Consider the following 18,913-nt stretch of genomic DNA (forward strand, 5'->3'; position numbering starts at 1 on the left):
GCCACCGTCACGCGTTTGGGCCAGGGCACAGAGCACACGCTAGGGCCGCGGCGGCGGCCGTGTCATCCGTGCGGGCATGCAGACCGGCGTCGGTGGTCGCCCGGGCGACTCATTCGGTATGCGCCACGAGGCTTTCGCAGTCACGTATCGACAGGCTGGGACTCGGCTCGAGATCCGCTCGACGCCGGATCGACGCGTTCACAGTCATAGGAGACCGACATGTCCGAGACCCTCGCTCCCGCTCCCTCTCCCTCGTCCAGGGCGGCCGCTGTGTCACCCGATGCGCCGGCCGCGGTGCCCGTGTCGACGCGGCGGGATATGCGCCGGACCTGGCGCATCCTCGCCGCGGTCGTCATCCCGCTCGGGCCGCTTGCGGTGACCTTCATGCGGTGGGTGATGCCGTACTGGACCGATGAGTCGCCGGAGGCCGGGGTCGCCGCGATCGCCGACGACCTCGGCGGGATCGCCGCGCTCAACTGGCTCGCCCTGTTCGGGTACCCGTTCATGCTGCTCGGCGCGCTCGCGCTCGGCTTCGCCCTGCGTCGGCGGGTGCCCGTGCTGGCGACGCTCGGCTCAGGGGTGCTCTTCACCGCATACGCGCTCGGGCCATGGTCGGCGCCAGCGACGTCGTCGCCGAGGCGATGCTGCGGGCCGGCTACGACGAGGCGAGCACCGTCGATGTGACGACTCTCGTCATGGACCACCCCACCGGTCTCGTCGGCATCCTCGCCTTCGTCCTCGGGCACCTGCTCGGGCTCGTCCTGCTCGGGATCGCTGTCATCCGATCCGGGCTCGTGCACTGGTGGGTCGGCGCCCTCATCATCGTGGCCCAGCCGGTGCACGTCATCTCCGCCGTCGTCGTCCCCAGCCGGGCACTCGACGTCATCGGCGGCTGGGGTGCGACGACGCTGGGCTTCGCGATCGTCGCACTCGCCGTGCTGCGGATGAGCGACGACGAGTGGGACGCCCCGCCGTTGCCGCGCGAGGACGCGACGCCCTGAAGCAGGCCCCTCGCCCGCCCCGGCGGCTCAGGTCTCACCGGCGTGGCGGGTGGGCAGACGTACCCGCACCAGGGTGCCCTCGGGTCCGGACTCGATGGTGATCTCGCCGGAGTGGCGTCCGACGACGATCCGGCGCGAGATGTCCAGCCCCAGCCCGGTTCCCTTCCCCACCTCCTTGGTCGTGAAGAACGGCTCGAAGGCGTGCGCGCTGATCTCCGTCGGCATCCCGTGGCCGGTGTCGCTGATCTCGACGACGACCCATGGAGGGCCCCGGAACCCTGGGGTGTCGGGGAGGTCGTTGAGGACGGTGAACTGCTCCGGGGAGATGCCGGTCGCGGCGAGGTGGGACAGCGCGACGAGCAGGGCGGTGGAGGTGCTCTGGAGGGTGTCCTCCGCGCGCGTCGCCGCAGACGCCGGGTTGTTGAGCTCGTGCGCGAGACCGGCGGAGGCTGCGCGTCAGCGACAGCGGTGACGAGCCGGCGCCCACGGCCATCGCCCTGCGACTGGGAGATCGCGCCGGCGCTGGCGGCCGCCGGGCGGATGTCGAGTGGTGCGAGGAGGTCGCCCGGGGCCTTCCCGGTGCCGCCTCGGCCCCGCGATGGAGTGGGTGGGCGCCTCCCTCGCCAACGCGGCACTGCTGCGCGAGGTCAAGGAGGCGACCCGGCGCATCTCCACCCTCGTCGCCGCCGTCCGGTCCTACTCCCAGATGGACCGCGCCTCCCTGCAGACCACCGACCTCGTCGAGGGTCTCGACAGCACCCTGGTGATGCTGGCGCACAAGCTGGGCGACCGCATACAGGTCCAGAAGCGGTATGCATTCGGCCTGCCTCCGATCGAGGCCATGGCCGGTGAGCTCAACCAGGTGTGGACCAACCTGGCCGACCGCGAGGACGAGCTCTCCGGGTGGCTGGTGGACCACGAGGTGGACCGGCGTCGATGGCGTTGTCCACCGGAGGCTTCCGTGTACCCGGACCTGGCGGCGATCGTCACGGCAGCAGTTATGGGCATGATGTTCTACTTCGGCCCGTGGGCCGATCCGCCTGGGATGGACGAACTCTGGTGGCTACTCACGACCGCGGCGGTCATACTCGCGTCTTGGCGATGGTGGGGCAAGCCGACGAGCTACTTGATCACAAGAGTCTCCATCATCATCGCGGCAGATCCGGATGTCGCAGTCTCGGTGCCATCCGGTGCAACGCACGCAAGCACGCCCCGGGTTCCGGTGACGCTAACCCTCGACGTCACCCCGCGGCCGTCACCCTGCGCGCCAGCAACCCGCTGGCCGACCTCGCCGCCCCTGACCGGTCGGGAGCCGGGCTGGGGATCGTGGGCGGCGACGAGCCGGTCGAGCTCGTGGGCGGCTCGGTATGTCACGGCGTCCACGCGCGAGAATTCGTGGTCGAGGCCACGGCCCGGCGGGTGGAGACTCTGATCAGGCTGGGCATCGTCGACGATGATGCGATGGTCCGCACAGGGTTGACGTTCATCCTCGGCGGCGAGGCCGACATTGAGGTGGCTCGGCAGGCTGTCGACGGCGCCGAGGCACTCGCCCGGCTGGACACCGACGACGACGTGGTGCTGCTCGACATCCGCTCGCCCGGCATGGACGGGCTCGCGACCCTCGAGGCGCTTGGGTCGCGCCCGCGGCATCCTGCGGTGATTGTGTTGACCACCTTCAACACCGACGACGTGGTGCGCGCGCTGCGGCTGGGCGCCGAGGGGTTCCTGCTGAAGGACGCCGAGCCTGCCCGGCTCGTCGAGGCCATCGGGCGCGTCCACGCCGGCGAGCACATGCTGTCGCCCGAAGTGACGAGAGATCGCGGCGGTGACGGACGCCGCGCCGGCGGCCGCGCAAGCGGCGTCCACCGCTCGCCCTGCTCACCGAGCGCGAACGCGAGGTGGCGGTGCTCATGGCACAGGGCCTCACCAACGCCCAGATCGGGACGCGCCTGCACGTGTCCCTGGCGTCGGTGAAGGCCCACCTGTCGCACATCCTCACCAAGCTCGGCGTCGACAAACCGCGTGTCAGCCGCCCTGGTCTGATTACCAGTTCGGCGACTGGTTCGCCACCTGAAAGCACGGAAGGTCCCGAGCTGCTGGACGCTGATCATGCCGCCATGTTGCCGTTGATCCGGCCGCGATCGGAAGGCTCGACGTGAGCGATGACCGACCACGCCCGCGACACCGGCTGACCCACGAGGAGTACCTGGTCGCCGGCTAGCGGGCCCACCCCGCGGCGGCCAGGCGTTCCACCACGAGCGCGACGCCGTCCTCGTCGTTGCTGAGCGTCACCTCGTCGGCGAGGCCCGCCACCTCGGGAAGCGCGTTTCCCATGGCCACGCCGTGGCCCACCCACCCGAGCATCTCGACGTCGTTGTTGTTGTCGCCGAACGCGATGACCTCGGACCTGTCGATCCCGAGCCTGCCGCACAGCTTCTCCAGGCCGGTCGCCTTGTTGACGCCGCCCGCCGCCACCTCGAGGAACGGGGCACCCGACGTCGACACCGCGACCCCGGGAGGCCGAGCCGCTCGGCCGCGGCCCGCAGCTGCTCGGGCCCGACGTCGATCCCGCGGATCACCAGCTTCACCGAGGGCGCGCCGAGCACCTCCTCGAGGGGGTAATGGCGCATCTCCTCGCCGCGCCCATGGTCTCCCGGATCCATCATCCCGACGTAGCCGGGCTCGGGCAGAACGTGGCACCCGCGTCGCGCACAGAGACGCACGCCACCGACGGGTACAGCTCGCGCAACGCGTGGAACAGCCGCGTCTGGGCCTCGACATCGAGCAGGTCCTCGAACAGCACCTCACCGGTGCCGAGCTCGTAGCCGACCGCGCCGTTGGCGCCGACCACCGTCCCTCGGCCAGCCACGTGCCTGCCAGCACCTCGGCGATGGAGAACGGCTGCCGTCCCGAGGTGGGCACCACGAGGATGCCCGCGTCCCTGGCCGCGGTCAGCGCGCGCAGGGTGCGGTCGGAGACCCGCTGCGAGGAGTTGATGAGGGTGCCGTCGAGGTCGGTAGCGATGAGCCGGATCACACCCGAACCCTAACCCTCTGGGCGCGGGGACCCCATTCGTGGGCGCGTCACGGGCCCTCGTCGGTGGCGGGCAATAGGCTGTCGCGCATGGCCTTGGACTCGTCGCGGGAGCAGCCCCAGCAGCTGGGGCGCGTCATCGGCGCGGTCCGGGACTGGGTCGGCCGTTGCGGCGAGATCTGGGTGGATGCGCAGGTGGTGGAGATCAAGCGCCGCCCCGGGCCACCCAGTTCATGACGTTCCGTGACCGGATGGCCAACATGTCCGCCCAGGTCACCGCCTCACCCATGGTGCTCGACGCCGCGGGCCACTGCCGGAGGGCTCCCGCGTGACAGCGCGGGTGCGTCCGCGGGTGTTCGACCGCACCACGCAGCTGTCCTTCGAGTGTCTCGAGCTCCACCTGGCGGGCGAGGGCAGGCTGCTGGCGCAGCTGGAGCAGCTGAAGCGGAAGCTGCAGGCGGAGGGGCTGTTCGACGAGTACCGCAAGCGGAGGCTGCCGCTGCTACCGCGGACCATCGGGCTCGTCACCGGCCGCGACTCGGACGCCGAGCGGGACGTGCTCACCACGGTCAGCCGGCGGTGGCCCGCAGCCCGGTTCCGGGTTGCGCACGCCCTCGTGCAGGGGACCAACTCGGCCGGATCGGTGATGACCGCCCTCGCCCGGCTCGACGCCGACCCAGAGGTCGACGTCATCATCCTCGCCCGCGGCGGCGGCTCGCTTGAGGACCTGCTCCCGTTCTCCGACGAGGGGCTGGTCCGCGCCGTCGCGGCCGCGGCAACCCCCGTTGTGACGGCCATCGGCCACGAGCGCGACTTCCCGCTGGTCGACCTGGTGGCCGACATGCGCGCCTCGACGCCCACCGACGCGGCGAAGCGGGTCGTTCCCGACCACGCCGTCGAGCAGGCGGGGCTTCGGCAGGCATCCGACCGGCTCGCGAGGGCCATCGACGCCCTCATCTCCCGCGAGCAGCACACCGTCAGCACGCTCAGAAACCGACCGGTGATGGTCGATCCCACGTCGGCGTTCGCGGCCCACTTCGAGCGACTCGACCTGCTGCGGCACCGCCTGGCGGGCGGGATCGACCGCATCCTGCGGTCCGAGGAGGCAGACCTCCGGGCGGCCGTCACCTCGGTCCGGGCCCTATCCCCAAGCGCACGCTCGAGCGGGTTACGCGGTGCTCGTCGGAGCGGACCACGGGTCCGTCTCGAGCGTCGCCGACACCGCGGCCGGGGAGCGGATCCACGCCTATCTCGCCGACGGCGAGCTCACCCTCGACGTCGTCGGGACCAACGCGAAGGAGCAGCATGGCTGATCAGCAGGAACCCACCTACGAGCAGGCCCGCGAGGAACTGATGGCCGTCGTGGCGCAACTGGAGTCGGGTGGCGCGCCCCTGGCCGACTCGATGACGCTGTGGCAGCGGGGCGAGAAGCTCGCGGAGATCTGCCAGCGCTTCCTTGACGGGGCGAAGGAGCAGGTGGCGCGGTCGCGCGCCACGGCGGACGACGGGGCCACGGAACAGCCCTGACGGTGGCCGCCCCGTCAGGCGTCGGGGCGACCTGCGTCAGGGTCGAGACGAAGGCCTCCAACTCGATGAAGTCGGTGTCCGCGGTGACGACGGCCGTCGAGTCGCTCCCCTCGCTGACGAGGCTGTGGGTGCGGCCGTCCTGGCTCTCGAAGCGCTCCCACGTGAGGCCCGCCGCCTCCACCTGTCCGCCCATCGCGACGCCGTCGCGGGTGACCTCGGCGATGAAGGCCGTGGCCGACCTGTTGCGCTGCTGCACCCCGAAGTAGATGCCGTCGGGCGAAAGGTAGCCGACCTGCCACGAGTCACCGACCGCGGGCCGGGAGTCGATCCAGGCGTCGCCGTCGGCGGAGAACGCGACGCGCGCGGGCGTCCACGCCGGGTCCAGCCCCTCCGCCACGAGCAGGGGGTAGGCCGATTCGGCCTGCGCCCGGGTCAGCACCGGCGCGATGTCGACGGCCTCGGGCCGGTCATCCGGGGAGTCGGTGAAGAACAGCACGATCAGGAGGACGGGCACGAGGATCACCGCAAGCGAGATGACCATGTCGCGGCCCCGGGCCCTGGTGTTTCGTGCTGCCATGGCCGCTATCGTATCGGCGGCCCCAACGCATCGGAAAACCCGCGGTTCGGGCGTCAGCGGCCGAAGCGTCGCTCCCGCTGCGCGTAGGAACGCAGCGCGCGGACGAAGTCCACGCGACGGAAGTCCGGCCAGAGCGCCTCGCAGAAGTAGAACTCGCTGTGCGCGGACTGCCAGAGCAGGAACCCGGAGAGCCGCTGCTCCCCGATGTGCGGATGATGAGATCCGGGTCGGGCTGCCCCTTCGTGTAGAGGTGCTCCGAGATCTGCTCGATCTCCAGCGTGCCAGCCACCTTCTCGAGGGTGGCACCCTCGGCGGCGCGGGCCGCGAGGAGCGATCGGACGGCGTCTCGCAACTCCTGCCGGCCCCGTAGGCGATCGCGACGTTGACGTGCATCCCCGACACCTCGGCCGTCGATTCGGAGGCCCTCTGGAGCGACTCGGTCATGGTCGGGGGAGCAACTCGAGCGCACCGACGGCCTGGACACGCCACCGACGGGTGGAGGCGAGGTCTGTGACCAGCTGGTCGATCACATCCAGCAGCGGCAACAGCTCGTCGTCATCGGACCGGTTCAGGTTGTCGGTGCTCAGGACCCACAAGGTCACGACCTGGAGCTCGGCGTCGTCGCACCATTCGACGAACTCCATGAGGCGGGCGGCGCCGGCCCGGTAGCCGGCCACGAGCGGCTGTCCGGGGCATTGAGCCTGGCCCACCTGCGGTTTCCGTCGGCGAGCACCGCGACGTGGCGTGGGAGGCTGTCCTTGTCGAGTCCGCCGAGCACGCTCTGCTCGTAGGTTGTGTAGAGCCAGCGCGGCGGCCAGTGCCGCTCGACCAACCGACTCCACCAGGACATGGAAGCAGCGTAGCGTGGGCTTGGTTTCCCGTGTCCAACCGACTAACCTACGGTTGCGTAAGTTACGGAAGCGTAGGTATCCAGGATGACCGCTACTCTCCACATGGACGGGGCACCATGCCCACCCTTGAATCACCCGCCGATCTGCCGCTGAAGCCGAAGCTGCGCGGCTGGCTCCACCTCGGGATGGCACCGGTCATCCTGATCGCGGGCATCGTGTTCACCATTTTCGCGCCGACCCTCGAGGGCAGGATCGGCAGCGGCGTCTACACGCTGACCGCCGTCCAACTCTTCGGCACCAGCGCGGCGTACCATCGCGGCACGTGGTCACCGAAGACGCTCGCCCTCTTCCGCCGCATCGACCATTCCAACATCTTCGTCTTCATCGCGGGCAGCTACACCCCGCTGACACTCACGCTCCTGCAGGGCGCGTCCCAGTGGACGCTGCTCATCCTGATCTGGTCCATCGCCGCGCTCGGAGTCGGCTTCAGGATCGCCTGGCTGGGCGCACCCCGCTGGCTCTACACGCTGCTCTACGTGGCGATGGGCTGGGCCGCGCTCGGCTGGCTGAGCCAGTTCTGGGTCACCGGCGGCCCGGCCGTGGTCATCCTGCTGCTCGCGGGCGGCCTGGTCTACTCGCTTGGCGCGGTCGCCTACGCCACCAAGAGGCCGCGGCTGTCGCTGACCTGGTTCGGGTTCCACGAGGTGTTCCACTCCTGCACCATCATCGCGGCCATCCTGCACATGGTGGCCATCGGCATCGCCGTCTTCGGGGCGGCCTGAGGTTGTCGTGCCACGCGGGCGGGGATGAACGGAAAATGACAATCGTGTAATTCCCGCCCGCGGCGCACCGCCCCACCTAGAGTCGCTGGCATGGAGAGAGGCTCCATCTCAGCCACACCGGTCCCCTGACCCACAGTCTCGGGACGGTGAGAGCACCGCCCCGCGAAGGGAGAAGCAGTGCTCAACCACTCCGACCAACTCACGGGCGAACGCATCTCCACGCCCGACACGGCGATCCGCACGTACGTGCTCGACACCTCCGTCCTCCTCTCCGACCCACGGGCCATGCTGCGGTTCGCGGAGCACAACGTGATCCTCCCGATCGTCGTGATCACCGAGCTCGAGGCGAAACGCCACCATCCCGAGCTCGGCTACTTCGCACGGGCGGCGCTCCGCCACCTCGATGATCTCCGGGCCACGCACGGACGCCTCGACACCCCCATCGCGATCAACGGCGAGGGCGGCAACCTGCGCGTCGAGCTGAACCACAGCGGCCAGGAGTCGCTGCCGCCGGGGTTCCGGCTGGGCGACAACGACACCCGCATCCTCGCCGTGGCGCTCAACTACGCCAACGAGGGCCACGACGTCGTGCTGGTCTCCAAGGACCTCCCCCTGCGTGTGAAGGCCGCGGCGGTGGGGCTGGCCGCCGACGAGTACCGCAACGAGATGCCGCCGCACACCGGCTACACCGGCATGGCGGAGCTCAACGTCGGCCCCGGGATGTCGCGCGGCTGTACGAGGAGGGTTCCACCGCCCTCGACATCGACCTTCCGGTGAACTCGGGGTCGTGGCGCACGCGCCGGGCTCGAGCGCGCTCGGCAGGGTGCGCGCCGACGGCCGCGTCCATCTGGTCCGGCAGGAACGCGAGGTGTTCGGCATCCGGGGAAGGTCCGCCGAACAGCGCGTGGCGCTCGACATCCTGATGGACGAGTCGGTGGGGATCGTCTCGCTCGGCGGCCGGGCGGGCACCGGCAAGTCGGCGCTCGCCCTGTGCGCGGGCCTCGAGGCGACGATGGAGCAGCGTCGCTTCTCCAAGGTGATGGTGTTCCGCCCGCTCTACCCGGTCGGGGGCAGGACCTCGGGTATCTCCCCGGCTCCTCGACAGAGAAGATGCAGCCGTGGGCGAGGCGGTCTTCGACACCCTGTCGGCGGTCACGAACAGGTTCGTGATCGACGAGCTGCTCGCGCAGGAGATGATCGAGGTGCTCCCCTGACCCACATCCGCGGCAGATCGCTGCACGACGCGTTCGTGATCGTGGACGAGGCGCAGTCGCTCGAGCGCAACGTCCTGCTGACGGTGCTCTCGCGGATCGGTCAGAACTCGCGGGTCGTCCTCACCCACGACGTCGCCCAGCGCGACAACCTCCGGGTCGGACGCCACGATGGCGTGGTCGCCGTCGTGGAGAAGCTGAAGGGCAACCCGCTCTTCGCCCACGTGACGCTGACCCGCTCCGAACGTTCACCGATCGCCGCCCTTGTCACAGAGCTTCTGGAGGAGCTCTGACCCGGTCGCGACGGGGACGACCATCCGGCGCGACGGATCTGCCACATCCGTCGCGCCGCACGGCCGAACTCCGGCCGTGAGCGGGTCTGTCGCGACACGACGGCGGAGACCAGCGCCCACAAGCCCTTCCGCCCCGGGTTTTGCGTCGCCGCGGCACAAAAGTACCCCGCCGGTCACGAATGAGTTGCAACCAGGCAACTATTTTGTCGAGTTCTTGACGGAAGAATCCGATGCGGATTTAGTACCCGTCATGGACTCAACGATGACTGCCAGGGAGCAGCACCGGGTGGCGGTCCTCGGGCTGCTCCGCTCCGGCGCTACCTGACCCGCGGCCAGATCGCCAGCGCCCTCGGCATCACCCGCTCGACCATCTCCGAGGTGCTCAGCGAGCTACAGGACGAGGGCGCGGTCGTGGTCTCCCAGTTCCAGCGGGGCGGTGGACGCGGCCGCCCGGCTGAGGTGCTGTGCGCCCACCCGGCGCCGTCCGGTTCATCGGCGTGGACTTCCCCACACCCGGGTGCTCGCGACGCTGGCCAACTCGACCGGGCAGGTGGTGGCCCGCTCGTCGGCGACCTACGACCGCGGCGACGGCTGGGAGTAGCGCTGCCAGGGGGGCGTGAACCTGGTGCGGGCCTCGCAACCGACGAGATCCACTTCGCCTCCCTCAACAGCATCTCGATCGGCCTGCCGGGGCCGAACTCCCCCACGTGGGACTCCGGTCTGCCCAACGCGGTGCGCGACGAGCCGTTCCACATGGTCAGCGCGCGCATCAAGGAACTCTTCGGACAGGACTTCGGCGTTCCGGTCAGCGTGGACCACCACCTCCGGCTCGCCGCGCTCGCCGAGGCCTCCGTCGGCCGCGAGACCCCACTCCAGAACGTCATCTATCTCCGGCTGTCGGCCGGCATCGGCGGCGCCATCGTCTGCTCGGGGGAGTCGCGCGCGGGGCCCACCAGCAGGCGGGCGAGATGGGCCACGTCACCGTCGATCACAGCGCGAGCGCCATCCACTGCCGCTGCGACCGCTACGGCCAGGGAGCGCGACGCATACGGCTTCGGCGGTGCGCACCTCGAGGGCTGGCACAATCCTGTGGATCACCCCGACTACCTGGCCTGGCTTGAGGAGCGCGGCCTGCCCGGTTACGCCATCAGCGACCGGATCAGGGGCACGCTCCCCAACGGTGAGCCGGGCAACCTGCTCGCCGCGCGGCTGCACCAAGACGAGGAGGCCACGTTCGAGGCCTACCTCGCGGAGCGCACCATCGAACTGCTCCGCCGCTACGCCGCGGAGAACCAGGAGACCGGCAGGCCGTTCTTCCTCGCGCTGCACTACTTCGGCCCGCACCTGCCCTACGTGGTGCCCGACCGCTACTTCGACATGTTCGATCCGGAGGAGATCGAGCTTCCGAGATCGGTGGCGGAGACGTTGGCGGCCAAGCCCCCGGTGCAACGCAACTACTCGAAGCTGTGGTCGTTCGACACGATGAGCGAGGCGGACTCCCGCAAGCTGATCGCCGTCTACAGCGGCTACGTCACCCTGATCGACCGGCAGATCGGCCTGGTGCTCGCGGCGCTCGACGAACTCGGCCTCGCCGACTCGACCTCCGTGTTCTTCAGCTTCGACCACGGCGAGTTCACCGGCTCACACCGGCTCCACGACAAGGGGCCCGCCATGTACGAGGACATCTACCGCACGGCGGGCATCGTCCGGGTCCCGGGCGCGCCGAGCCAGGTCCGCGACGAGTTCGTCAGCCTGCTCGACTGCACCGCGACGATCCTCGACTGGTGTGGCCTCGACGCGTCGCCAGCCGTCGATTCGCGCTCACTGCTTCCGCTTCTGAACGGGAGCGACCCGCGTGGGACGACGCGGCGGTCCGGGCCGAGCTGAAGGAGGAGCTTGCGAGGCTGCAGCGCCAGTATGCCGACCAGCCCTACGTCGGGCCCGACACGCCGCGCCTGGAGTGGCCCGTGTGACGGCACCGGATCCGGATGCGCGGACGGTTCCCCCCGTACGGGCAAGGCCGCCGCGGCGACCCGGGTGAGGAGTGCGTGCGGGCCCGCTCCCGCCGTAGGCTCAACGGGTGCTCACCGCAGACGACCCGCTCCCCTCCACCCCACCCGGGTCACGGTGGCGGGCGTCTCCGGGGTCGGGAAGACGACCCTTGCGGGACGGATCGCCGGCATCATCGGGGCGCCGCACACCGAGATCGACTCGCTGTACCACGGGCCCGGTTGGACCCCGCGCCCGAGTTCCTCGCCGACGTGGCCGAGCTCCTCGCCGGGAGAGGTGGGTGACGGAGTTCCAGTACAGGCTTGCCCGTCCGATGATCGCCGAGCGGATGGAGCTGCTGGTGTGGCTCGACCTTCCCTACTGGCGCACGAACTTCCCGCGCGTCGTGGCCCGCACCGTCCGGCGTCGCATCCTGCGCGAGGAGATGTGGAACGGCAACCTCGAGGGCCCGCTCTGGAGGGTGCTGACCGACAGGGAGCACATCGTGCGCTGGTCGGTCGCCCACCGCAACTCGCAGCGCGGGTCGCTCCCGGGGCTGGCCGCCTCGAAGGGCTGGACCGTCGTCCGGCTGCGCTCGCAGGCCGAGGTGGAGCGCTGGTTGCGGGGCCCTCTCACGGCCGCGGCCGACCGCTGAGGCTCAGACCCGCGACCAGAGCGGCGTCTTCAGGTCCGCGTATCCGCTGACAGGGTCGAAGCAGACCGTGCCCCGGCACACGTACGCGAGGCCGTCGGCGCGGCCCTCCAGATGCGACCCGAAGCCGTCGGCGCCCTCCGGGGCCGTCAGCACCACGGACCCGGCGGGCGCGAGCCGCCACGCGGCGCGCGACAGCTCGCTGAACGGGTCGGACGACACCACGACGGCGACCGCGGGCTTCAACCCGCGGCGGGCCTCGTCGGAGATCATCAGATCGGCGAGGGCTGCGCCGGCGAACCGGGGGCCTCAGCCACGATCGACCAGGTTGTCACCGCCGCCTCGTCGGCGCGGGCGACGAGGTCGGGTCGCTCCCCGAGCAGGCCGGCCGCGCGCAGGCCCGCGATCAGGGCCGACGTGCCGCTCGGCGCGGCGTGGTCGGTCAGCGACCTCGGCCGCAGGAACAGGTCGGTGTCGACGGCGTCGTAGAAGCCGCCGTCGGGATGCGCGAACGCCTCGACGGCACGGTCGGCCAACAGCTCGGCGCGACGGAGCCAGGCGGCGTCGCCGGTTGCGGAGGCGACGTTGACGAAGGCCTCGATGACCGACCCGTAGTCCTCGGCCCCGCCCTCGGCCTCATCGGCGACGCCCTCCCGCGAGGAGCGGCGGAGCCGGCCGTCGACGACGTGCACCGACGCGAGGTGCCCGGCGGCGCGCAGCGCGAGCTCGAGCCAACCGGGCTCGTTGAAGATCAGGGCGCCCGTCACCAGCGACGAGATGGCCCAGCCGTTCCAGGCGGCGACGATGAGGTTGTCGGAGGCCGGGCGGAAGCGGCCGGCCCGCTCCTCGAGGAGGATGGCGCACACCTCCTCCAGCTTCGCGAAGTCGGGCCTCCCGCGCAGCTGCAGCGTGGAGAGGCCGTCCTCGAAGGTGCCGCCGCGGGTGACGTGGAACGTCTCCGCCGCCCAGTCGCCCAGTTCGGCGCCGAGCGCATCGTCGAGCAGTTCGGGGTTCCACAGGTAGAAGATGCCCTCGTGCACCGCGCCGCGGATGTCGCAGGAGTCGGCGTCGAGGCCGGAGATGAAGGCGCCCTCCTCGGAGACCATCTCCCGCTCGAGCCACTCGACGATGCCGTAGGCGGTGCGCTCGTACAGCGCGCGCAGGCCCTCGTCGTGGTCGGCCGTGCGCCGCCATCCCCGCACGTAGGTGCCGAGCAGCAGGGCGTTGTCGTAGAGCATCTTCTCGAAGTGGGGCACGACCCATCCGGCGTCGACCGCGTAGCGGTGGAAGCCGCCGCCGACCTGGTCGTAGATGCCACCGCGGGCCATCGACTCCAGGCTGCGCTGCGCGAGCTCGAGCGTGCGCGGATCGCCCTTGACGAGCAGCGCGTCCAGCAGGGTCGGGGCAGGGAACTTGGGGCCTGCCCGAAGCCACCGTGGATCAGGTCGAATCCCTTCTCGACCTCGTCGACCGCTGCCCGCAGGTCCGGGGCCGAAGGCTCCGCTTCCGCGGCGTCGGGGGTGAGGGTGGAGACCACGTAGTCGGCCGAGGCGGTGATCTTCTCGCGGCGGGTCCGCCAGGCGTCAGCCATCGCTCCGAGCACCTGCGTGAACGAGGGCATGCCAGGCTGCGGCTCCGGCGGGAAGTAGGTGCCTGTGAAGAAGGGCCTGCCGTCGGGGGTGAGGAACGCCGTCATGGGCCAACCGCCGTTGCCGTTGTTCATCGCCTGGGTGGCGGTCATGAACACGGCATCGACGTCGGGCAGCTGCTGCCGGTCGACCTTGATGGCGACGAAGTGCTCGTTGAGGTAGGCGGCCACCTCATGGTCGTCGAACGACTCGTGGCTCATCACGTGGCACCAGTGGCACGACGCGTACCCGATCGACAACATGATCGGGACGTCGCGCTCGGCGGCGGCGGCGAGGGCCAGGGCGACCACTCCCACCAGTCGACGCTCTGGTGGGCGTGCTGGCGCAGGTAGTCGCTGGATGATTCGGCGAGGCGGTTGACCATGGGCCCAACATTAGTGGGCCGGGTCGATCCGACCTTGCCCGAGGCTCTGGGACGCTGAGGCACACTGGTGTGCATGAGTGAGAAGAGCACCCAAGGTAAGCGGCCACTACTGGTGCAGGCGCTGATCGTCGTCGGCGGGTTGGTGGTTCTGATGTGGGGCCTCGAACTCCTCGATCAGCTGACCCTGAACTCGCTCGACAGCTTCGGCATCGAGCCGCGTCAGGCCAGCGATCTGCCCAACATCCTCTGGGCCCCGCTGCTGCACTTCGGCTGGGCGCACCTGGCGTCGAACTCGATTCCGTTCCTGGTGCTCGGTGTCGTCACCTACCTGTCCGGCCCGGCAAAATGGGTCGTCACGACGGTGGTCTCGACCATCGTGTCGGGACTGTTCGCATGGCTGCTCGCGCCGGTGGGCGCCATCACAGCGGGCGCATCCGGCGTCATCTTCGGCTACCTCACGTACCTGCTGGTGCGGGGCATCTTCTCGCGCAGGATCGGCCAGATCCTGCTGGCGGTGGTGGTGTTCGCCATCTACGGCTCGGTGCTGCTCGGCGTGTTCCCGACGCAGGTGGGCGTCAGCTGGCAGGCGCACCTCGGCGGCGCCGTGGGCGGCGTGCTGGCGGCCTGGCTCCTGCACAGCCGCAACCGCGGCCGTGCCGGGAGGAAGCAGCAGCAGACGTCGTACTGAGCGTCAGATCATGAACTCGGGCACCAGCGGCTCGGGTCGCAGCCCGGCGAACAGATCATCCTCGGGATCATGGTCGGCACGAGCGAGCGCACCAGCTGGTAGTCCTCCGTCGGCCAGCCCGCCTGCTGGATCGCGAGCGGCACCGAGAACCACGGCCCGTCCGGGTCGATCTGCGTGGCGTGCGCCCGCAGCGCCTCGTCGCGGATCGGGAAGTATCTCGAGCACTCCACGAAGGTTGTGAGCCGCCCGTACGAGAAGGGATCCTCGTCACGGTGCGGGAACTGGCAGTCCAGCCCCTGCTCGTGCATGGCCTGTTCGAGCTGCTCGAAACGCCGCCGATGGAAGCTCATGTGGTAGTACAACTTGGCCGCCTGCCAGGCCTGCCCGTGCTCGGCCACAGGTCGGGGTCGGCGGCGGCCCGGAACGCCTCGAGTGTGATCCGGTTGCACATCACGTGGTCGGGGTGCGGGTAGCCGCCCTGCTCGTCGTAGGTGGTGACGACGTGGGGCCGGAATCCACGGATCACCTCGACGAGGCGGCCCGCGGCAACCGCCGGGTCCTGCAGCCCGAAGCAGCCGTCCGGCAGCGGCGGCGCCGGGTCTCCCTCCGGCATGCCCGAGTCGACGAAGCCGAGCCACACCTGCGTGACGCCGAGCACCTCGCGGGCCCGCGCCATCTCCTCGGCCCGGATGCGGGAGATGTCCGCCAGCACTGCCGGGTCGTCGGCCAGTTTGGGGTTGAGGATGGAACCCCGCTCGCCCCGGTGCAGGTGGCTACCATGACCTCGACACCCTCGTCGACGTACTTGGCGGTGGTCGCAGCGCCCTTGCTCGACTCGTCGTCGGGGTGGGCGTGGACGTGCAGCAACCGCAACTGGGTGGGCGGCAATCCGGACATGGACGTATTCTGCCGCGTCCCCACCCGGCACCGCCCTTCCGTCTCAGGGCACAATGGGTCCCGTGACCGAAGACGAAGCCCGCATCAACGCAAGGTATCCGAAGCGTTCCACCCTCGACTACGTGCTGGGCATCGGCGCAACGGTCGCGGTGATCGGGGCGATCGGACTGGTCCTCGTCGACGGTCTGGACCGCGCCAATCCCCTGTGGCGGGCATGGTGCGCAGCTTCAAGGTGGTCGACCCGACGGTGATGACCGCCGAGATCGTGGTTCAACGCAGCGACCCGTCCCGCACGGCCGAGTGCAGCCTGTACGCGCAGGCCGAGTCGTACGAGAAGGTCGCCGAGCACACGTTCATCGTGCCGCCGGGCACCGACAAGCTGACCACCGTCACGGTCGAGGTGAAGACCGTCAAGAAGGCCACCACGGTCGTGATGGATCAACCGGCCTGCATTCTGCTCGACTGATAGGCTTCCCGGATGTCTGATACTTCTGCCGACATTGTGTGGCTCACGCAGGAGGCCTACGACAAGCTCGAGGCCGAACTGAATGAGCTGAAGACCGTGGGCCGCCCAGCGTGAGCTCCCGCATCGCCGCCGCCCGCGAGGAGGGCGACCTCTCCGAGAACGGGGGCTATCACGCCGCCCGCGAGGAGCAGGGCCAGATGGAGGGGCGCATCCGCCAACTGGAGGACATCCTCCGCCGAGCCAAGGTGGGCAAGGCCGAGGGACGCAGCGACGAGGTCGCCCCTGGCAGGCTGGTGACGGTCGCCTACGACGGCGACGAGGACGACACCGACACATTCCTGCTCGGCTCCCGCGAGGTGCTCGGCACCGACTCGTCCGTCGAGTACTCCGTCTACTCGCCGCAGTCGCCGCTCGGCGCGGCCGTGCTCGGCGCCAAGGTAGGCCAGGAGGTGCGCTACACCGCGCCCAACGGCAAGGAACTGATGGTCGTCGTCGCCAAGGTCGACACCCTCTGACACCCACCCCACCACGAACCGAATGAGGCCGCCACCCGAACGGGTGGCGGCCTCTCGCGGCTGGGAGCGGGTCAGGAGAGCAGCCGGGCCGCGTCCTCCGCGCTCAGCTCGCCCTTCGCGACGCGGGCGAGGATCTGGTCCTCGATGGATCCGGGATCCGACGGTGCCTCGTCGCCGTTCCCGCCCGGCTGCCCGGCGGGTTGCCCGGCAGGCTGGTCCCCGCGGCACGGGTGGCCTCGGAGGTCTGCGGGTCGCCGTCGAGCCCGAGCCGCGCGAGCACCGCGTCGAGCCGGGCGCGCGCCGTCGGGTAGGACACCTGGAGGTGCTTCTCGACCTCCCGCAGGTTGCCGCGTGAGGCCAGGAACACCTTGAGCAGGTCGAGGTCGGTCTGGTTGAGGTTGCAGAACTCGCAGCTCGCGAACTCGCCGGCGATCTCGGTGCCGCAGTGCAGGCAGCCCTTGCGGGTGGTGATCAGGGTGTCACCGCAGACGGGGCACTCCGACGGTGCGTGGTAGAGATGCTTCGCAGCCATGGAACTCACACCTCCGCCTTCACGGTCGCCATGCCCATCACGACGGCGATGTCGAGCCGCGCCGATCCGTTGCCGACCACGTACTCATCGACCTTGTCTCCCCGTCGGGCCAGCTGATACGCCCGAGCTTCGCCTCGCCACGGATGGTGACGTTGGCGCCGCGGGCCAGGTTCACCGTGAGGGAGCCCGACTCGACCTTCAGCCGGGATCGACCGAAGCTGATCGGCCCTCGACGCTGATGCCGCCGGCCTGGCTCAACAGGTCCTCGACCTCCTCGACGTCCTCCAGGGTCGACGCTGCGGCCGTGACCCGGATCCTCCCGAGACGCGGGACGCCGATGGTGCGGAGGCCGCCGGTGGTGATCTCAGCGTCGACGATGAGGTTGGGTTCACCCGGATGACCAGTTCCTTGCCGAGCCCGATGTCGCGCACATCGTCCCAGCTGCGCGGTGGCCGGATCAGGGAGAAGCCCCGAAGTTGGGGCCGATCTCCCCGGTGGAGCTGACCTCCATGGTCGTTCCGACGCGGCGCAGCACGTGCGGCCCGTCGATGGTGAGGGTTGCCACGCTCTGGTCGCCCTCGATACGCACCCGGCGGCCGACCGCGGTCACCGAGACGCGGGCCAGACCACCCGGCTTGCCTGCCTGCTCCGCGCTCTCGCGGGGCGGAGTCTTCGCGGCGCCGGGCTGCCCGTCCGCCGGGGCGCCGCGGCCTCACCCGCCGCGCGCTTTGCCGCCTCGATCCGGCGGCCCGCCTCCTGGGCGTCGATGCGCCCAGCGGCCAGATCGTCGAGGATCGGGCCGAGATCTACATTACTCATACCGTAAATGGTAACTCGACTTTTCATTATCTAAAGGAGCATTGAAGGATTCGCATCCCTGATCGTGTTCCTGGAGTCCCTGGGCAAGCGGCTGAGCGTGTGTCAGGGTTGTTCCATGCGCCAAAGCCTCACCGAACTCGTCGCTCCCGACTGGGCGGAGGCCCTCCGCCCGGTCGAGGGGAGGATCGCGGCGATGGGCGACTTCCTGCGCTCCGAGGGCAACGACTATCTGCCCGCGGGCGCCAGCATCCTGCGGGCATTCACGCTACCGCTGGCCGACGTCCGGGTGCTCGTGCTCGGGCAGGACCCGTACCCGACGCCCGGGCACGCCGTAGGGCTGTCCTTCTCGGTTGCCCCGAGGTGCGCCCGCTGCCCGGGTCGCTCCGCAACATCTACCAGGAGCTCAACGCCGACCTCGGCATCGCCCCTGCGATCCACGGCGACCTGACGCACTGGTTCACACAGGGGGTCCTGCTGCTCAACAGGGTGCTGACGGTGCGCCCCGGCGCCCCGGCCTCCCACCGGGGCAAGGGTTGGGAGGAGGTGACCGCCTGCGCGGTCGAGGCCCTGGCCCGTCGCGGCGGCCCGCTGGTGGCGGTCCTGTGGGGCGCGACGCGCAGACGGCGACGCCACTGCTCGGCGCGGTTCCGATCATCGCGAGCGCCCACCCGTCGCCCCTGTCGGCGCGCTCGGGTTCTTCGGCTCGCGGCCCTTCAGCAGAGTGAACCACCTGCTAGCAGAGCAGGGCGCCGACCCCATTGACTGGGCCATCCCGGCCGACCCATCGACTGGGCCATCCCGGCCGACCCCACCGACCAGACGATTCCCCGCTACTGGCACACTGATCCCATGTCGAACGACAACGACCCCATGACAGGCGAGCAGCCGCAGCCAGACGGGCAGCAACCCGAAGAGACCGCCGAGGCCACCGGCCCTCCCTGTGACCAGGCAGCGCAAGACGCTGTGGATGGTCGGCATCGGCATCGGGGTGTACATGATCGGTCGTGGCATCTGGCAGGCGATCACCGGCCAGCCCTGACGCTTGCCGCTCCCGGGTAGCGTGGGGA

The 18,913-nt window shown here is 70.1% G+C and carries 25 protein-coding genes and 8 pseudogenes; 18 read left to right on the top strand and 15 right to left on the bottom strand.

Annotated elements, in window-relative coordinates; all coding sequences use genetic code 11:
* Window positions 1-219: 219 nt before the first annotated feature.
* Both G7085_RS06385 and G7085_RS06390 read left to right on the top strand, forming a co-directional pair.
* Complete coding sequence (locus tag G7085_RS06385) at window positions 220-684, top strand: hypothetical protein (RefSeq protein ID WP_197510325.1); 465 nt, start codon at window positions 220-222, stop codon at window positions 682-684.
* Window positions 642-1,001 (top strand): hypothetical protein, encoded by a 360-nt coding sequence (locus tag G7085_RS06390; protein WP_197510326.1) that lies wholly within the window; start codon window positions 642-644, stop codon window positions 999-1,001. The genes G7085_RS06385 and G7085_RS06390 overlap by 43 nt, the downstream gene beginning before the upstream one ends.
* Before the next feature lie 27 nt (window positions 1,002-1,028).
* Here the strand turns inward: G7085_RS06390 and G7085_RS29715 are convergent, their stop codons facing one another.
* Entirely contained in the window at window positions 1,029-1,226 is a 198-nt protein-coding gene (locus G7085_RS29715) for an ATP-binding protein (RefSeq protein WP_197510327.1), read from the bottom strand.
* Between G7085_RS29715 and G7085_RS29720 the strand changes: the two genes are divergently transcribed.
* The 4 genes from G7085_RS29720 to G7085_RS24600 all read left to right on the top strand — a co-directional run bounded on the left by G7085_RS29720 (window position 1,183) and on the right by G7085_RS24600 (window position 3,160).
* Window positions 1,183-1,473 carry a hypothetical protein gene (locus G7085_RS29720; RefSeq protein WP_197513050.1) on the top strand — a complete coding sequence of 97 codons (291 nt, stop codon included), beginning with the start codon at window positions 1,183-1,185 and terminating at the stop codon, window positions 1,471-1,473. The genes G7085_RS29715 and G7085_RS29720 overlap by 44 nt on opposite strands.
* Before the next feature lie 135 nt (window positions 1,474-1,608).
* On the top strand, window positions 1,609-2,433 hold the full coding sequence (locus tag G7085_RS06405) for a HAMP domain-containing histidine kinase (protein ID WP_197510328.1): 825 nt from the start codon (window positions 1,609-1,611) through the stop codon (window positions 2,431-2,433).
* Window positions 2,421-2,975 carry a response regulator gene (locus tag G7085_RS06410; RefSeq protein WP_331715507.1) on the top strand — a complete coding sequence of 185 codons (555 nt, stop codon included), beginning with the start codon at window positions 2,421-2,423 and terminating at the stop codon, window positions 2,973-2,975. Before G7085_RS06405 ends, G7085_RS06410 begins: the two co-directional genes overlap by 13 nt.
* Window positions 2,912-3,160 carry a response regulator transcription factor gene (locus G7085_RS24600; protein ID WP_231979289.1) on the top strand — a complete coding sequence of 83 codons (249 nt, stop codon included), beginning with the start codon at window positions 2,912-2,914 and terminating at the stop codon, window positions 3,158-3,160. Before G7085_RS06410 ends, G7085_RS24600 begins: the two co-directional genes overlap by 64 nt.
* 58 nt (window positions 3,161-3,218) lie before the next feature.
* On the opposite strand, the gene G7085_RS32190 is transcribed toward G7085_RS24600, so the two are convergent.
* The 3 genes and pseudogenes from G7085_RS32190 to G7085_RS34320 all read right to left on the bottom strand — a co-directional run.
* Window positions 3,219-3,506 (bottom strand): HAD-IIB family hydrolase, encoded by a 288-nt coding sequence (locus tag G7085_RS32190; protein WP_331715508.1) that lies wholly within the window; start codon window positions 3,504-3,506, stop codon window positions 3,219-3,221.
* Window positions 3,507-3,663: 157 nt separating this feature from the next.
* On the bottom strand, window positions 3,664-3,852 hold the full coding sequence (locus G7085_RS32195; RefSeq protein WP_331715509.1) for a hypothetical protein: 189 nt from the start codon (window positions 3,850-3,852) through the stop codon (window positions 3,664-3,666).
* 35 nt (window positions 3,853-3,887) lie between these two features.
* Window positions 3,888-4,037: pseudogene (locus tag G7085_RS34320) on the bottom strand (HAD family hydrolase); the annotation flags it as partial.
* A gap of 87 nt (window positions 4,038-4,124) precedes the next feature.
* Here G7085_RS34320 and xseA point away from each other — a divergent pair.
* Window positions 4,125-5,347, top strand: a pseudogene (gene xseA, locus G7085_RS06420) (exodeoxyribonuclease VII large subunit).
* A complete protein-coding gene (locus tag G7085_RS06425; RefSeq protein ID WP_197512773.1) occupies window positions 5,340-5,561 on the top strand; it encodes an exodeoxyribonuclease VII small subunit in 222 nt (73 codons plus the stop codon). The pseudogene xseA and the gene G7085_RS06425 overlap by 8 nt, the downstream one beginning before the upstream one ends.
* A 52-nt stretch (window positions 5,562-5,613) precedes the next feature.
* On the opposite strand, the pseudogene G7085_RS24610 reads toward G7085_RS06425, so the two are convergent.
* Both G7085_RS24610 and G7085_RS06430 read right to left on the bottom strand, forming a co-directional pair.
* Window positions 5,614-6,138: pseudogene (locus tag G7085_RS24610) on the bottom strand (DUF4245 domain-containing protein); the annotation flags it as partial.
* 53 nt (window positions 6,139-6,191) lie between these two features.
* Window positions 6,192-6,988 (bottom strand): annotated as a pseudogene (locus G7085_RS06430) (isoprenyl transferase).
* Window positions 6,989-7,105: 117 nt separating this feature from the next.
* Between G7085_RS06430 and trhA the strand changes: the two are divergent.
* From trhA to G7085_RS06455, 5 genes are all read left to right on the top strand, one after another.
* Window positions 7,106-7,771, top strand: a complete 666-nt coding sequence (trhA, locus tag G7085_RS06435; protein ID WP_197510330.1) for a PAQR family membrane homeostasis protein TrhA — start codon at window positions 7,106-7,108, stop codon at window positions 7,769-7,771.
* Between the two features lie 177 nt (window positions 7,772-7,948).
* Window positions 7,949-8,548 carry a PIN domain-containing protein gene (locus G7085_RS24615; protein ID WP_331715511.1) on the top strand — a complete coding sequence of 200 codons (600 nt, stop codon included), beginning with the start codon at window positions 7,949-7,951 and terminating at the stop codon, window positions 8,546-8,548.
* A gap of 10 nt (window positions 8,549-8,558) precedes the next feature.
* Window positions 8,559-9,275: a PhoH family protein gene (locus G7085_RS24620; RefSeq protein ID WP_331715512.1), complete on the top strand. Its 717-nt coding sequence runs from the start codon at window positions 8,559-8,561 to the stop codon at window positions 9,273-9,275.
* Window positions 9,276-9,596: 321 nt separating this feature from the next.
* Window positions 9,597-11,162: an ROK family protein gene (locus G7085_RS06450; RefSeq protein WP_269452059.1), complete on the top strand. Its 1,566-nt coding sequence runs from the start codon at window positions 9,597-9,599 to the stop codon at window positions 11,160-11,162.
* A 403-nt stretch (window positions 11,163-11,565) separates the two neighbouring features.
* The gene (locus G7085_RS06455) at window positions 11,566-11,919 is read left to right on the top strand and encodes a hypothetical protein (protein ID WP_197510331.1); all 354 of its coding nucleotides are present in this window, start codon (window positions 11,566-11,568) and stop codon (window positions 11,917-11,919) included.
* Window positions 11,920-11,922: 3 nt separating this feature from the next.
* Here the strand turns inward: G7085_RS06455 and G7085_RS24625 are convergent, their stop codons facing one another.
* The 3 genes and pseudogenes from G7085_RS24625 to G7085_RS24635 all read right to left on the bottom strand — a co-directional run.
* Window positions 11,923-12,189, bottom strand: coding sequence for a hypothetical protein (locus G7085_RS24625; RefSeq protein WP_231979291.1), 267 nt, complete (start codon window positions 12,187-12,189; stop codon window positions 11,923-11,925).
* Window positions 12,189-13,244, bottom strand: coding sequence for a thioredoxin domain-containing protein (locus G7085_RS24630; protein ID WP_231980816.1), 1,056 nt, complete (start codon window positions 13,242-13,244; stop codon window positions 12,189-12,191). Before G7085_RS24630 ends, G7085_RS24625 begins: the two co-directional genes overlap by 1 nt.
* A 254-nt stretch (window positions 13,245-13,498) precedes the next feature.
* Window positions 13,499-13,807, bottom strand: a pseudogene (locus G7085_RS24635) (DUF255 domain-containing protein); the annotation flags it as partial.
* Between the two features lie 273 nt (window positions 13,808-14,080).
* On the opposite strand from G7085_RS24635, the gene G7085_RS06465 reads away from it, so the two are divergent.
* Entirely contained in the window at window positions 14,081-14,617 is a 537-nt protein-coding gene (locus G7085_RS06465; RefSeq protein ID WP_408647184.1) for a rhomboid family intramembrane serine protease, read from the top strand.
* An 8-nt stretch (window positions 14,618-14,625) separates the two neighbouring features.
* Here G7085_RS06465 and G7085_RS34325 read toward each other — a convergent pair whose 3' ends face one another.
* Window positions 14,626-14,967: a hypothetical protein gene (locus tag G7085_RS34325; RefSeq protein ID WP_408647066.1), complete on the bottom strand. Its 342-nt coding sequence runs from the start codon at window positions 14,965-14,967 to the stop codon at window positions 14,626-14,628.
* Window positions 14,964-15,514 (bottom strand): annotated as a pseudogene (locus tag G7085_RS34330) (PIG-L family deacetylase). Before G7085_RS34330 ends, G7085_RS34325 begins: the two are co-directional and overlap by 4 nt.
* 62 nt (window positions 15,515-15,576) lie before the next feature.
* Between G7085_RS34330 and G7085_RS06475 the strand changes: the two are divergent.
* The 3 genes and pseudogenes from G7085_RS06475 (at window position 15,577) to greA (ending at window position 16,495) form a co-directional block, all read left to right on the top strand.
* The gene (locus tag G7085_RS06475) at window positions 15,577-15,765 is read left to right on the top strand and encodes a hypothetical protein (protein ID WP_197510333.1); all 189 of its coding nucleotides are present in this window, start codon (window positions 15,577-15,579) and stop codon (window positions 15,763-15,765) included.
* The gene (locus G7085_RS06480) at window positions 15,729-15,980 is read left to right on the top strand and encodes a DUF4307 domain-containing protein (protein ID WP_197510334.1); all 252 of its coding nucleotides are present in this window, start codon (window positions 15,729-15,731) and stop codon (window positions 15,978-15,980) included. The genes G7085_RS06475 and G7085_RS06480 overlap by 37 nt, the downstream gene beginning before the upstream one ends.
* A gap of 12 nt (window positions 15,981-15,992) precedes the next feature.
* Window positions 15,993-16,495 (top strand): annotated as a pseudogene (greA, locus tag G7085_RS06485) (transcription elongation factor GreA).
* Between the two features lie 103 nt (window positions 16,496-16,598).
* Here greA and G7085_RS06490 read toward each other — a convergent pair.
* From G7085_RS06490 to G7085_RS06505, 4 genes are all read right to left on the bottom strand, one after another.
* On the bottom strand, window positions 16,599-17,027 hold the full coding sequence (locus G7085_RS06490; protein WP_197510335.1) for a DUF2089 domain-containing protein: 429 nt from the start codon (window positions 17,025-17,027) through the stop codon (window positions 16,599-16,601).
* A 37-nt stretch (window positions 17,028-17,064) separates the two neighbouring features.
* Window positions 17,065-17,202 carry a hypothetical protein gene (locus G7085_RS06495; RefSeq protein WP_197510336.1) on the bottom strand — a complete coding sequence of 46 codons (138 nt, stop codon included), beginning with the start codon at window positions 17,200-17,202 and terminating at the stop codon, window positions 17,065-17,067.
* Between the two features lie 79 nt (window positions 17,203-17,281).
* Entirely contained in the window at window positions 17,282-17,458 is a 177-nt protein-coding gene (locus G7085_RS06500) for a hypothetical protein (protein ID WP_197510337.1), read from the bottom strand.
* 26 nt (window positions 17,459-17,484) lie between these two features.
* Entirely contained in the window at window positions 17,485-17,637 is a 153-nt protein-coding gene (locus G7085_RS06505; RefSeq protein WP_197510338.1) for a hypothetical protein, read from the bottom strand.
* Between the two features lie 324 nt (window positions 17,638-17,961).
* Between G7085_RS06505 and G7085_RS06510 the strand changes: the two are divergent.
* Window positions 17,962-18,612, top strand: a pseudogene (locus G7085_RS06510) (uracil-DNA glycosylase); the annotation flags it as partial.
* Window positions 18,613-18,913: the final 301 nt, after the last annotated feature.

This window comes from Tessaracoccus coleopterorum (assembly GCF_011174705.1).
Lineage (GTDB): Bacteria > Actinomycetota > Actinomycetes > Propionibacteriales > Propionibacteriaceae > Arachnia > Arachnia coleopterorum.

What these genes read in the sequence shown, in the direction of transcription:
- G7085_RS24630 (WP_231980816.1), bottom strand. Translation starts at nt 13,244, where the DNA reads ATGGCCCGCGGTGGCATCTACGACCAGGTCGGCGGCGGCTTCCACCGC.
- G7085_RS06425 (WP_197512773.1), top strand. Translation starts at nt 5,340, where the DNA reads ATGGCTGATCAGCAGGAACCCACCTACGAGCAGGCCCGCGAGGAACTG.
- G7085_RS06490 (WP_197510335.1), bottom strand. Translation starts at nt 17,027, where the DNA reads ATGGCTGCGAAGCATCTCTACCACGCACCGTCGGAGTGCCCCGTCTGC.
- G7085_RS34325 (WP_408647066.1), bottom strand. Translation starts at nt 14,967, where the DNA reads ATGAGCTTCCATCGGCGGCGTTTCGAGCAGCTCGAACAGGCCATGCAC.
- G7085_RS24600 (WP_231979289.1), top strand. Translation starts at nt 2,912, where the DNA reads ATGGCACAGGGCCTCACCAACGCCCAGATCGGGACGCGCCTGCACGTG.
- G7085_RS24625 (WP_231979291.1), bottom strand. Translation starts at nt 12,189, where the DNA reads ATGATCTCCGACGAGGCCCGCCGCGGGTTGAAGCCCGCGGTCGCCGTC.
- trhA (WP_197510330.1), top strand. Translation starts at nt 7,106, where the DNA reads ATGCCCACCCTTGAATCACCCGCCGATCTGCCGCTGAAGCCGAAGCTG.
- G7085_RS29715 (WP_197510327.1), bottom strand. Translation starts at nt 1,226, where the DNA reads ATGCCGACGGAGATCAGCGCGCACGCCTTCGAGCCGTTCTTCACGACC.
- G7085_RS06390 (WP_197510326.1), top strand. Translation starts at nt 642, where the DNA reads ATGCTGCGGGCCGGCTACGACGAGGCGAGCACCGTCGATGTGACGACT.
- G7085_RS06465 (WP_408647184.1), top strand. Translation starts at nt 14,081, where the DNA reads ATGTGGGGCCTCGAACTCCTCGATCAGCTGACCCTGAACTCGCTCGAC.
- G7085_RS06480 (WP_197510334.1), top strand. Translation starts at nt 15,729, where the DNA reads ATGGTGCGCAGCTTCAAGGTGGTCGACCCGACGGTGATGACCGCCGAG.
- G7085_RS06385 (WP_197510325.1), top strand. Translation starts at nt 220, where the DNA reads ATGTCCGAGACCCTCGCTCCCGCTCCCTCTCCCTCGTCCAGGGCGGCC.